Origin of the sequence: Haloplanus sp. GDY1, from assembly GCF_023703775.1 — an archaeon.
Lineage (GTDB): Archaea > Halobacteriota > Halobacteria > Halobacteriales > Haloferacaceae > Haloplanus > Haloplanus halophilus.
This window is the reverse complement of sequence record NZ_CP098514.1, coordinates 2134375-2146480: the sequence shown is the minus strand read 5'-3', so window position 1 is coordinate 2146480 and position 12106 is coordinate 2134375. Positions and strand designations below refer to the sequence as shown.

9 protein-coding genes are annotated in these 12106 nt (G+C 72.5%); 5 read left to right on the top strand and 4 right to left on the bottom strand.

Going from position 1 to position 12106, the window contains the following annotated elements; translation table 11 throughout:
* Positions 1 to 23: 23 nt before the first annotated feature.
* From NBT67_RS11515 to lipA, 4 genes are all read right to left on the bottom strand, one after another.
* Positions 24 to 1487, bottom strand: coding sequence for a dihydrolipoamide acetyltransferase family protein (locus tag NBT67_RS11515; protein ID WP_251341856.1), 1464 nt, complete (start codon positions 1485 to 1487; stop codon positions 24 to 26).
* On the bottom strand, positions 1484 to 2476 hold the full coding sequence (locus NBT67_RS11510; RefSeq protein ID WP_251341855.1) for an alpha-ketoacid dehydrogenase subunit beta: 993 nt from the start codon (positions 2474 to 2476) through the stop codon (positions 1484 to 1486). The genes NBT67_RS11515 and NBT67_RS11510 overlap by 4 nt, the downstream gene beginning before the upstream one ends.
* Before the next feature lies 1 nt (position 2477).
* Positions 2478 to 3599, bottom strand: coding sequence for a pyruvate dehydrogenase (acetyl-transferring) E1 component subunit alpha (gene pdhA / locus NBT67_RS11505; protein WP_251341854.1), 1122 nt, complete (start codon positions 3597 to 3599; stop codon positions 2478 to 2480).
* A 65-nt stretch (positions 3600 to 3664) separates the two neighbouring features.
* The gene (gene lipA / locus NBT67_RS11500; protein ID WP_251341853.1) at positions 3665 to 4594 is read right to left on the bottom strand and encodes a lipoyl synthase; all 930 of its coding nucleotides are present in this window, start codon (positions 4592 to 4594) and stop codon (positions 3665 to 3667) included.
* Positions 4595 to 4704: 110 nt separating this feature from the next.
* Between lipA and NBT67_RS11495 the strand changes: the two genes are divergently transcribed.
* From NBT67_RS11495 to NBT67_RS11475, 5 genes are all read left to right on the top strand, one after another.
* Entirely contained in the window at positions 4705 to 6153 is a 1449-nt protein-coding gene (locus tag NBT67_RS11495; RefSeq protein ID WP_251341852.1) for an MATE family efflux transporter, read from the top strand.
* 103 nt (positions 6154 to 6256) lie between these two features.
* Positions 6257 to 8596: a DEAD/DEAH box helicase gene (locus NBT67_RS11490; protein ID WP_251341851.1), complete on the top strand. Its 2340-nt coding sequence runs from the start codon at positions 6257 to 6259 to the stop codon at positions 8594 to 8596.
* A gap of 93 nt (positions 8597 to 8689) precedes the next feature.
* Complete coding sequence (locus NBT67_RS11485; protein ID WP_251341850.1) at positions 8690 to 9418, top strand: Sjogren's syndrome/scleroderma autoantigen 1 family protein; 729 nt, start codon at positions 8690 to 8692, stop codon at positions 9416 to 9418.
* A 51-nt stretch (positions 9419 to 9469) separates the two neighbouring features.
* Complete coding sequence (gene endA, locus NBT67_RS11480; protein WP_251341849.1) at positions 9470 to 10516, top strand: tRNA-intron lyase; 1047 nt, start codon at positions 9470 to 9472, stop codon at positions 10514 to 10516.
* A 1-nt stretch (position 10517) separates the two neighbouring features.
* Entirely contained in the window at positions 10518 to 12104 is a 1587-nt protein-coding gene (locus NBT67_RS11475) for a tryptophan--tRNA ligase (protein ID WP_251341848.1), read from the top strand.
* The last annotated feature ends 2 nt before the right edge of the window (positions 12105 to 12106 follow it).

Sequence of the window (12106 nt, the reverse complement as noted above, 5' to 3'; positions counted from 1 at the left end):
ACTGTGGGGATAAATGACCGCCTTCAGTATTCAACCAGAAGTCGGGCGGGACTGGCCAGCAACTCCATCACCCGGTTGGTGAAGCGGGCGGCCACCGCGCCGTCGACGACGCGGTGATCGACCGACAGCGACAGCGGCAGGGTGTGACGCGGCACCACCTCGCCGTCGACGACGCGGGGGCGCTGCTTGATCGCTCCCAGCGCCAGGATCGCCACCTCGGGGTAGTTGACGATGGGCGTGGCGTACTCCCCGCCGATCACCCCGACGTTCGTGATGGTGAACGTGCCGCCCTGCATCTCCTCGCGAGCGATGCTCCGGTCGCGGGCCCGTGACACCTTCCGTGCCGTCTCCGCGGCGAGGTCGAGGAGCCCCTTCTCGTCCACGTCCTCGACGACCGGCACCATCAGGCCGGCGTCCGTCGCCGTCGCCACGCCCAGGTTGTACGCGTCGTGGCAGACGATCTCCTCGGCTTCCGCGTCGAGTTCGGCGTTGACTCGCGGGAACTCGGCGAGTGCCCGCGCGACCGCGCGCATCACGAACGGGAGGTAGGTGAGGTCGACCCCCGACTCCGCGGCGTAGGGTTCGAGGTCGGCCTTCGTCTCCACCAGCGCCGTCACGTCCACCTCGTCCGTGTGGGTGACGTGGGGCGCCGTGTACTTCGAGCGCTCCATCTGCTCGCCGATGGAGCGCCTGATCCCGCGGTAGGGGATGCGGTCGCCGGGCCGTGGTTCGTCGGCCGCCGCCCGGTCGTCGGAGCGGGACTCCCCCGCCGCGAACTCCCGAACCATCGCGGCCGTGACGAAGGCGACGCCGTCGCGCTCCCGATCCGTCGGCACCGCGTCGAGGGCCACGCCGAGTTCGTCCGCGAGGCGCCGGGTCGCGGGCGTCGCGAGGGTCCGGTCGCGGTCCGCGCGCTCCCGGCCGCCCGCCCGGCCGACCCCCGCCGCCCCGCGGGACGGCTCCTCGCTCGCGTCGGCCGTCTCGGTCGCCGCCTCGGCCGCCGCCTCGCCGGCGTCCCCGCCGGTCGCCTCCTCGTCGGCCGAGCCCTCGGCCGCCGCGCGCACGTCCGCCCCGGTGATCCGGCCGCCGGCGCCCGACCCCTCGACGCGCCCGAGGGCCACGCCGAGTTCGCGCGCCAGCCGGCGGACGGTCGGCGGCGCGAAGACGCGCCCCGCCGTCCCGTCGTCGGTCGCCGACCCCTCGCTCGCCGTCCCGCTCTCGGCTGCCGACCCCTCGCTCGCCTCTCCCTCCACCTCGACGGAGACGATGACGCTCCCGACGGGCACCATCTCCCCTTCCTCGGCGTGGAGTTCCGTCACCGTCCCCGCGTACGGTGAGGGGAGGTCGACGACGGCCTTGTCCGTCTCCACCTCCGCGAGCGGCTGGTCCTCCTCGATCCGCTCGCCCGGTTCGACCAGCCAGCGGACGAGTTCGCCTTCCGCGACCCCCTCGCCGACGTCGGGGAGTTTGAACGTCTCGACGGTCATGGGAAGTCGACGACCTCCCGGAGCCCCTCCTCGATCCGCGTCGGCGAGGGGAGGTAGTAGTCCTCCAGGGCGTACAGCGGCACGGGCGTGTCGAAGCCCGTGATCCGCTCGACCGGCGCCTCCTGGTAGAGCAGCGCCTCCTCCTGGAGGATGGCGGTGATCTCCCCGCCCAACCCGCCCGTCTTCGGCGCCTCGTGGACCACCGCGGCCCGCCCCGTCTTCTCGAAGGACTCGACGATCGCTTCGCGGTCCAGCGGCGAGAGCGTCCGCAGGTCGACCACCTCGCACTCGACGCCCTCCGAAGCGAGCGTCTCCGCGGCCTCCATGGTCGGTCTGGTCATCGCCCCCCACGTGAACACCGACACGTCGCTCCCCTCGCGCCGGACCGCGGCCTCGCCCAGCGGGACCGTGTGGTCGCCCTCGGGCACGTCCTCGCGGAAGGCGCGGTAGATCAGCTTCGGTTCGAGGAAGATCACCGGGTCGGGATCGCGGATGGCCGACGCGAGCAGCCCCTTCGTGTCGGCCGGCGTCGACGGCACCACCACCTTCAGTCCCGGTTCGTGGACGAAGAAGGCCTCCTTCGACTCCGAGTGGTGTTCCGGCGCGCGGATGCCGCCGCCGTAGGGCGCCCGGACCACCATCGGACAGGTGAAGCGCCCGCGACTCCGGGAGCGGATGCGGGCCGCGTGGCTGACGATCTGGTCGAAGGCGGGGTAGATGAAGCCCATGAACTGGATCTCGGGCACGGGCCGGAGGCCGTAGGCGGCCATGCCGATGGAGGTGCCGACGATGCCCGACTCCGCCAGCGGCGTGTCGATCACGCGGTCCTCGCCGAACGCCTCGTAGAGCCCCTCGGTCGCGCGGAAGACGCCGCCGTTCTTGCCCACGTCCTCCCCGAGGACGATCACGTCCTCGTCGCGGTGCATCTCGGTCTCCAGACCGTCCCGTACCGCCTGTACCAGCGTCAGGTTCTGTGTGTCCGTGGTCATGTCAGTCCCTCAGGAAGCCGTCCTCGCCGTGTCGCTCGCGCAGTCGGTTCAGCGCCGCCCGCTGTCGGTCCAGTTCGCCCCGTCGCTCGGCGTACACGTCGTCGAATATGGACGCCGGATCGGGGCGGGCGGTGGTTTCCGCCCGCTCGATGGCCGCCGTCACCGTCGCGCGAACCTCGTCCTCGATGTCGGCGATCCGGCCGTCGTCGAGTCGCCCCGTCTCGCGGAGGAAGCGTTCGAGTCGGGGGATCGGATCCCGCTTTCGCCACGCCTCGACCTCCGCCTCGTCGCGGTAGACGGACGGGTCGTCGGCGGTGGTGTGGGCGCCGAAGCGGTACTGCACCGCCTCGATCAGCGTCGGCCGCGGGCGCCCGTCCGGGTCGCGGGCCTTCTCCACCGCCGCCCGGGTGACCGCGTACGTCGCCAGCGGATCCATCCCGTCGACCTGCACGCCGTCGATGCCGTACGCGGCGGCCTTGCCCGCGAGGGTCGGACTCGCGGTCTGGCGCTCCCGCGGCACCGAGATGGCCCAGCCGTTGTTGTTGCAGACGAACACCGCGGGCACGTCGAAGACGCCCGCCACGTTCAGCCCCTCGTGGAAGTCGCCCTCGCTCGTCGCGCCGTCGCCGAAGTACGCGACGGCGACCGCGTCGTCGCCCCGGAGCTTCGACGCCAGCGCCATCCCCGTCGCGTGGGGAATCTGGGTCGCGATGGGCACCGCCGCCGGGAAGACGTTCGCCTCCGCACCCCACCCGCCCGCGCCGTGACCCATCCAGTACAGCAGGATGTCGGCGAGGTCGAGGCCGTGGACGTGGACGGCGGCGTGTTCCCGGTAGCTCGGCAGGACCCAGTCGTCGTCGTCGAGGGCGGCCGCGCTGCCGACCTGGGACGCCTCCTGCCCCGCGAGCGGCGGGTAGGTGCCCATCCGCCCCTGTCGCTGCAGGTTGACGGCTCGCTCGTCGAAGTGCCGCGCCAGCCGCATCCACCGGTAGCAGTCGACCAGTTCGGCGTCGGTGAGGTCGGGGACGTCGCCGACGAGTTCGCCCGCCTCGTTCAACACCTGCACGCGGTCGTCGGGAGCGCGGTCGAACAGTCCGTCCGCGTCGCCGCCGCGACCACTCACGGCCGACACCCCTCCATGGACGCCCCCTCGCCGCCCCGCGTCTTATGCGTTCGGGGCACGGCCGATCACGTGGCGGCGTGTGCCTCGCGGCGCGCCTCGTCGACGCTCCGGCCGTCGCGGAGCACCGCGTCGACGAACAGTTCGCCCGCCCGGTACGACGACCGGACCATCGGCCCGCTGGCACAGTAGAGGAAGCCGAGTTCCTCCTCCGCGACCCGGCGCCACGTCTCGAAGGCGTCGGGGTGGACGTACTCGTAGACGTCCAGGTGGGAGCGGGAGGGCTGGAGGTACTGGCCCAGCGTCACCACGTCGACGCCCGCCTCGCGACAGTCCGAGAGCGCGCGATAGACCTCGTGGTCGTACTCCCCCAGGCCGAGCATCAGGCTCGTCTTCGTGTAGACGTCGGCGGTGTCGCCGGCGCGTTCGAGCACCGAGAGGGACTGCTCGTAGCCCGCCCGCCGGTCCCGCACCGGCCACTGGAGCCGCTCGACGGTCTCGACGTTGTGGGCGATCACGTCCGGCCCTGCGTCGACGATCCGGTCGATCAGTTCCGGTTCGCCCCGGAAATCCGGGATGAGCACCTCGACCAGGATGCCGGGGTCGCGTTCCTTGATCGCCTCGACCGTCCGCGCGAAGTGGCCGGCGCCCTGGTCCGGCAGGTCGTCGCGGTCCACGCTCGTCAACACGACGTAGTCGAGGCCGATCTCGCAGACGGCGTCGGCGACGTTCGCGGGCTCCTCCGGGTCCAGTGGCTCCATCCCCCCCGTCGCCACGTCACAGAAGTTACAGCCCCGCGAACACCGGTCGCCCATGAGCATGAACGTGGCCGTGCCGGGGCCGTTGCGACCGCTCCAGCACTCGCCCAGGTTCGGGCAGTTCGCCTCCTCGCACACGGTGTGGAGGTTCCGGTCCCGGAGCGTCTCCTTGATCTCCGTGAACCGCTGCCCCGAGGGTGGCCGCTGTTTCAGCCAGTCGGGCTTGCGCCTGCGTGCCATGCCCGCCCCTTCGGCCCGCCGGGCAAAAACGTGTGGGCTTCCCCGTTCCGCAGGCGAACAGTCCCCCCGACCGACACGTCTTTGTCGGTGGTTCGTCAACCCACGCCGGCATGAGTGACCGGCGGGCGGCCATCGTCGAGGGGTCGATCCCCCGCACGCTCCTCGCCCTCGCGGTCCCGCTCGTCGCCCAGAACGTCGTTCGCGTCGCCCAGCAGGTGATCGACACGTTCTGGCTGGGCCGCCTCGGCGAGACGGCCGTCGCCGCCGTCGGCCTCACCATCCCCGTCATGGGGCTGCTCTTCGCCCTGCTGGTCACCCCCTTCGTCGGCACGCAGATCCTCGTCTCCCAGCGGGTCGGCGCCGAGGACGACGCCGGCGCGCTCCGGACCGTCGTCCACGGCCTCGTCCTCGCGCTCGTCGTCGGCGGCGCCGTCGGCGGCGCCGTCTACCTCGGCGCCGCGCCCATCGTCCGCCTGGTCGGCGCCGGTCCCGACGTGGCGCCCGCCGCCGCCATCTACCTCGGGGTCGTCGCCCTCGGCCTCCCGATGGCGGGCGCGAGCGACGCGCTCGAAGCCGGCTTCGTCGGCCGCGGCGACTCCCGTGCCTCCCTCGCGATCAACGTCGCCACCGTCGCCGTCAACGTCGTCCTCGACCCGTTCCTGATCTTCGGGTGGGGGCCGTTCCCGGCCATGGGGATCCGCGGCGCGGCGCTGGCGACGGTCGCCGGCTACGCCGCCGGCCTCTGTCTCGCGCTCGCGCTCGCGCTCGGCCCCCGAATGCGCCTCTCGCGTCGCCACCTCACCCTCACCGTCGCCGACTTCCGTGCCCTCCTCTCGGTCGGCGCACCCATCACCGGCCGGCAGGTGGTCAGCCAGAGCGTCCGCGTCCTGTTGGTCGGCGTCGTCGCCCTCGCCGGCGGCGCCGCCGGCCTCGCCGCCTACACCGTCGGCGCCCGGGTCGCCAGCGTCGCCGTCCTCCCCTCCCGCGGCCTCGCGCAGGCCGCCCAGAGCATGGTCGGCCAGAACGTCGGCGCCGGGCGCCCGGACCGGGCGGGGCGGACGGCGCGCGTCGGCGTCGGCGTCGCCGTCGTCGCCCTCGCCGCCCTCGGTGCGATCCAGTGGCTCGTCCCCGGCCCCGTCGCGCGCCTGTTCGTCCCCGACCTCTCCGGCGACGGCCTCGCCCTCACGGTCCAGTACCTCACGATCCTCGCGTACGGCTACCCCGCCATCGGCGCCGTCGACCTCCTGCTCGCGGCGTTCAACGGCACGGGGCGCACCCGGACGAGTTTCGTCGCCGACCTGTTGAAATACTGGGCGGTGCGCCTGCCCGTCGCGGCGCTGGCCCTGCCCGCCACCGCGTCGGCGTCGGTCCTCGGCGTCGCCGTCGTCCCCGGGTTCGACCTGGGGATGCCCGCCGTCTTCTGGGCGGTCACGGGGTCGAACGTCGCCGCGGCCGTCGGCGTCGGTGCCTACTACCTCCGCGCGCGCCACCGGGGCCTGTTCGCCGGCGCAGTCGACGAGGGAGGCGCCGAGGACGAGGGCGCCGCGACCACGGACTGACGGCGCCCGCGACGGAAACGCCTTTGCCCACACGGCCCCCGGACTCGCACATGACCCGCCACGGCCGCCGTCCGCCCCGCGCCCGACGGGGGGTGCCGATCGCGTGAAGGTCGCCGACGCCGTCCCGGAGTTCGCCGACGCCTTCGACTTCGAGGAGTTCAACCGGATGCAGCGGGAGGCGCTGCCCGTCCTCGTCGACACCGACCACAACGTCGTCGCGTCGGCGCCGACGGCGAGCGGCAAGACCGCGCTGGCGGAACTCGCCATCTGCAAGACGCTGAGCGAGGGGGGGACCGCCCTCTTCGTCGCCCCGATGCGCGCCCTGACGAACGAGAAGGAAAGCGAGTGGGAGCGCTTCGAGGACCTCGGCTACTCCGTGTACGTCGTCACGGGGGAGCGCGACCTGCACCCGCGGCGGGCCCGCCACGCCGACGTGCTCGTGATGACCCCCGAGAAGGTGGACTCGGCCACCCGCAAACACGACTCCCGGCGCTACGACTTCGTGACCGACGTCGACTGCGTCGTCATCGACGAGGTCCACCTACTCGACTCCGAGGGCCGCGGGGGCGTCCTCGAAGTCACCGTCTCCCGCCTGCGCCGCCTGTGTGATCCACGGTTCGTCGCGCTCTCGGCGACGATGCCGAACGTCGGCGACGTGGCCGACTGGCTCGACGCCCCGCCCGAGGCCACCTTCGCCTTCGGCGACGACTACCGCCCCGTCGACCTGCAGACCGGCGTGAAGACCTACACCCACGGCGAGAACTCGTTTGCCGACAAGTACCGCCGGCTCTACCGCGCGCTCGATCTGGCCGAACCGCACGTCCGCGAGGACGGCCAGGCGCTCGTCTTCGTCGCCTCCCGACAGGACGCCGTCAGCGCCGCCGCCAAGACGCGCGACGAACTCGCCGAACGCGACGTGCCCGTCGGGTCCCGCGGCGACTACGACTTCCACAACGAGACGAAGACGCTGGAGGACGACCGTCTCCGGAAGGCCGTCCTCGACGGCGTGGCCTTCCACCACGCCGGCCTCTCGAAGGCCGACCGCGACCGGATCGAGACGTGGTTCCGCGAGGGGAAGATCGCCGTCCTCTTTTCGACCTCCACCCTCGCGTGGGGGGTCAACCTCCCCGCGCGCTGCGTGATCGTCCGCGACACCAAGTACCACGACCCGCTGGAGGGCGAGGTGGACATCAGCCCGCTCGATCTGCTCCAGATGCTCGGCCGCGCCGGTCGCCCCGGCTACGACGACGTTGGCTACGGCTGGGTGATCTGTGACCGCTCGGACGCGGATCGCTACCGTCGCCTCCTGCGGGAGGGCACGGAGATCGAGTCCCACCTCGCGGCGGACCTCGACGCCCACCTCAACGCCGAGATCGCGATGGGCACCCTCTCCGACCTCGACGACGTCCTCTCGTGGCTGGAGACGACCTACTACTACGTCCGCGCGGCGTCGGAGCCCGCCGCCTACGACTTCGAGGGGCTCCGCGACCGGGTGCGCGAGACGCTCGAATCGCTCGTCGACCGCGGGTTCGTCGAGATGGGATCGGACCTCGCCCTCGACTCCACGCCCCTCGGGCGCCTCGCCTCGAAGTACTACCTCCGGCTCTCGACCGCGCGGGCCTTCCGCGACCTGGCCGACCGCGACCGGATCGACGCCGACGCCGTCCTCGAAACCGTCGCCGCGGCCGCCGAGTTCGACTCCGTCTCCGCCCGGCAGTCCGAAGCGGACGCCGTCGACGCGGTCCTGGGCGACGACGTCCCCGACCTCGACGACGGCGGTCGGAAGGTCCTCGCCATCCTCAAGGCCAGCCGGAGCGACTCCGTCCCCGCCGACCTGCGCAGCGACGCGTGGATCATCCGCCGGAACGCCCTGCGACTGCTGGCGGCGCTCCGGGAGTTCCTCGACCGCTTTTCCGGCCCGCGGGCCGCCAACCTCGCCCGCCGCCTGGAGGCCCGGATCGAACACGGCGTCAGCCGCGACGCCGTCTCGCTCACCGCCGTCGACGGCGTCGGCGCCGGCCGCGCCAGCACCCTCGCGACCGGCGGCCTCTCCCGCCCCGCCGACGTGGTCGCCGCGGGCGCCGACGAACTCGAACGGGCCGGGATCTCGGCCGGCGTCGCCGAGCGACTCGTCGAGTCGGCCGCCGACCTCCCCGACGTCTCGGTGGCCTGGGACGACGTCCCCGGGAGCGTCGCCGCCGGCGAGAGCGAGCTGTGCGAGGTGCGGGTGCGCAACGCCGGCGGCGGCGCCCGCGTCGGCGTTCGCGTCACCGTCAACGGCGTCGAGATGCACGAGAAGACGACCTACCTCTCCGACGTGACGACGGTGCCGGTGGGCGTGTTCGGTGCCGATGCGGACACGCTCGACTTTCGGGTGGAGGTGTCGTTCCCGGAGTTGCCGGTTCGGCCGTTCGTGGCCGAGCGGACGGTGGGCGTGGAGTAGGGGTCGAGTTCTCCCCGTCCGTCCCCGCCGTGAGCCATCGCCCAAAGACCTTCGTCCGGGCGTTTTCACCGGGTGACGCGCCCACCCCGTGTCATGGCAGACGCCATCCGCGCCTTCGCCGGCGACTGCACCGTCGAGACGGACGACCGGACCCACCGGGGCCGCGTGCTCGTCCTCGTCAAGCCCGACCGCACCGTCCTCGTCCACGACGCCGACGGCTACCAGCCGGTGGCGTGGCTCACCCGCGCCGACGCGGTCACCGTCGAGAGCGACGGGCCGGGCTTCGGCCTCACCGCCCGCCTCGACGACCGGACGCTCCGGGTGACCGCCGACCGGATCCGGCGGTCGGTCTACCCCGTCACCGAGGCGGGGGTGCCCGTGGGCACGGCCCCCGACTCCGGCGGGTCGCTGGTCCGCACGGGCGGGGCGGTGGTCGACCTGGAAAGCGGCGCGCGCTACCCGCTGGTCGCCGGGGCGACCGTCCTCGACGACCCGTGCCCGGACTGTGGTCTGCCGCTGATGCGCGCCGACCGCGGCGACACGTTCGAGGTGTGCATCGACCGCGGCTGCGACCCGCTGGACGACGCGGTCCGCGAGCGATTCGACCGGGCGTGGTCCTGCCCGGACTGCGGGTCGGACCTGCGGATCGTCCGCCGTCGCGGCCGCCTGCTCGCGGGGTGTGACGCCTACCCCGACTGCGAGACGGCCCTCACGGTCCCCTCGGGCGTCGTCGTCGACGACTGTCCCTGCGGACTGCCGGTCTTCGAGACGGCGACCGGGCGGCGGTGTCTGGACGGGACGTGTGATCGGTGGTCCGGGTGACGGCGCCCGCCCACCGCAGGCCCTTTATCTCCACCGCGCCCCCTGTCGGACATGCAGGGGACCTTCGAGGACGGCGTCGTTCGCGTCGGGGGCGACGCCAGACAGCGGTTCTACGACGCCCGCGGCTACGGGCGGCCGCTCTCGGGCAACCGCATCGAACTCGCGCCCGTCGAGGCCGCCCACCTCCTCTTTCGCGGCGATCTGGAGGCCGTCGTCGCCGGCGACGACGAACTCGACTTCCGGGCCTTCCTCGTCGCGACGGACGCCGCCCTCGCCTTCGTCGTGTACAAGGACCTGCGGGACCGGGGGTTCTACCTCTCCCCGGCCCGCGAGGGCTGGGTCGACGACCCCGAGGGGATCGACTTCGCCGTCCACCCGCGGGGAAGCGGCCCCGAGGAGGGCGACGTCGCGTATCGGATCCGCGTCGTCGGCGAACGCGAGTCCATCCCCGCCGCCAGCCTCGGTGACGTGACCCTCGCCGTCGTCGACGAGGAGGGGGAACTCACCTACCTGGAGACGGGTCGTCCCGGCGCGGCGGGCGACGCCGGGGACGGCGAGTCGAACGCCCGGTACGACCCCCCGAGCGCCCTCGACGCCGCCCTCCTCGCCGACCGGGCGGTGGTCTGGGACCCGCCGGACGACCTCCACGACCGGGGGTTCTACGGCCAGCGACTCCACGGGCGAACCGCCGAGTCCGGCCCGCTCCAACTGTCGCTCGTGGAGGCGGCGTATCTCGCCCGCCGGGGCGCCCTCGACCTGGCCGAACCCCGCGTCGTCGAGCGTGGCCGGGACGTGGAGGGCGAGCGCTTCGACCGCCGACTCCGCGCCTACGCCGCGCTGCGGGCGGCGGGGAGCGTCCCCAAGAGCGGGTTCAAGTTCGGCGCCGACTTCCGCACCTACGACGAGTTCACCACGGTCGACGAGATGGACCACTCCACCCGGCTGATCCGTGTCGTCTCCCCGGATCACACCTTCCTGCCCCGCGACCTCTCGCTCGACGTGCGCCTCGCGGGCGGGGTCCGGAAGCGAATGGTTTTTGCGCTGACCGACGTGAACGAGGGGATAGACTGGCTCTCGGTCGCCCGACTCACGCCCTAACATGACACGAGACACTCCGGAGGACGCCGACAGCGACCCCCCGACACCCCGCCCCGACGGCGGGAGCGACACCGCGGGCGGCGCGGACGACGTGGCGCTCGACCCCTGGGGCTCCTCGACCGTCTCCGACTACCGCAACCTGTTCGAGGAGTTCGGCATCGAGGCCTTCGACGAGGTGCTCGGCGAGGTTCCCGAGCCCCACTACCTGATGCGCCGGGGCGTCATCTTCGGCCATCGCGACTACCGCCCCGTCGCCCGCGCGCTCCGCGAGGGCGAGGACGCGGCCGTCCTCTCGGGCTTCATGCCCACCGGGGATCCTCACATCGGCCACAAACTCGTCTTCGACGAGATCATCTGGCACCAGGAGCGGGGCGCCGACGCCTACGGGCTGATCGCGGACCTGGAGGCCCACAGCGCCCGCGGGCTCTCGTGGGCGGAGATCGACGAGCACGCCCGCGACTACCTGCTCTCCCTGCTCGCCCTGGGGTTCGACCCCGAGGAGGGGGAACTCTATCGACAGTCCACCAACCGCGAGGTGCAGGATCTCGCCTTCGAACTCGGGTCGAACGCCCGATTCGCGGAGTTCGAGGGCATCTACGGCTTCGACGGCGAAACCTCCGTCTCCCACATGCAGTCGGTGGTCACGCAGATGGCGGACATCCTCTATCCCCAACTGGAGGAGCCGAAGCCGACGGTCATCCCCGTCGGCCCGGACCAGGACCCGCACATGCGCCTCGCCCGGGACGTGGCCGCCCGGATGCGCTACTTCAAGGTGACCGAGGCGTTCGCCTCCTTCGAGGCCGACGCCGCCGAGCGCGACCTCCTGGCGGCCGCCCACGCCGCCCTCGAAGACGACCTCGACACCGTGCGCTGTGCGGACGCGGCCGACTGGCTGGACGCCGAGATGGCGCCGGACGCCGCCCGCGACGCGGCGGTCGAGAAGCTCCGCGCGGCGGGGAAAGAGCCGCTCCGCCCCCGGGTTCGCTTCCTCGACCGCAACGCCACCGACGAGGCGTTCGACGCCCTGGTCGAGGCGATACCGGGCGAGAAGCGCCGCTACGACGAGCACGTCGACGCGTTCGACATGGACCGCGAGGCCGCCGAGGACCTGGCCCGCGAGGTGGAGGTCGACCACGGCGGCTACGGCTTCCTCCCGCCCTCGTCCATCTACCACCGCTTCATGACCGGCCTGACCGGCGGGAAGATGTCGTCGTCCGTCCCCGCGAGTCACATCTCCCTGCTCGACGACCCCGAGGACGGCTACGACAAGGTGCAGTCGGCGACGACCGGCGGGCGGGAGACGGCCGAGAAACAGCGGGAATTGGGCGGCAAGGCCGACGAGTGTCCCGTCTACGAACTCTACGCCTACCTGCTCGCCGGCGACGACGACGAGTTCGCGACCGAGGTGTACGAGGAGTGCGTCGGCGGCGAGCGTCTCTGTGGCGGCTGCAAGGAGCAGGCCGCCGAACTCATGCGCGACTTCCTGGCGGAGCACCAGGAGAAACGCGAGGAGATGGAGGCGGTCCTCGACGACCTGGATATCGACCTCGACTCGGACCGGCGCGGCGTTCCCGGCGACGGCCACTGACC

Bases quoted from the DNA above. Each gene is read 5' to 3' on its own strand.
- endA (WP_251341849.1), top strand. From the start codon at position 9,470: ATGCAGGGGACCTTCGAGGACGGCGTCGTTCGCGTCGGGGGCGACGCC.
- NBT67_RS11475 (WP_251341848.1), top strand. From the start codon at position 10,518: ATGACACGAGACACTCCGGAGGACGCCGACAGCGACCCCCCGACACCC.
- NBT67_RS11485 (WP_251341850.1), top strand. From the start codon at position 8,690: ATGGCAGACGCCATCCGCGCCTTCGCCGGCGACTGCACCGTCGAGACG.
- NBT67_RS11515 (WP_251341856.1), bottom strand. From the start codon at position 1,487: ATGACCGTCGAGACGTTCAAACTCCCCGACGTCGGCGAGGGGGTCGCG.
- NBT67_RS11510 (WP_251341855.1), bottom strand. From the start codon at position 2,476: ATGACCACGGACACACAGAACCTGACGCTGGTACAGGCGGTACGGGAC.
- NBT67_RS11495 (WP_251341852.1), top strand. From the start codon at position 4,705: ATGAGTGACCGGCGGGCGGCCATCGTCGAGGGGTCGATCCCCCGCACG.
- lipA (WP_251341853.1), bottom strand. From the start codon at position 4,594: ATGGCACGCAGGCGCAAGCCCGACTGGCTGAAACAGCGGCCACCCTCG.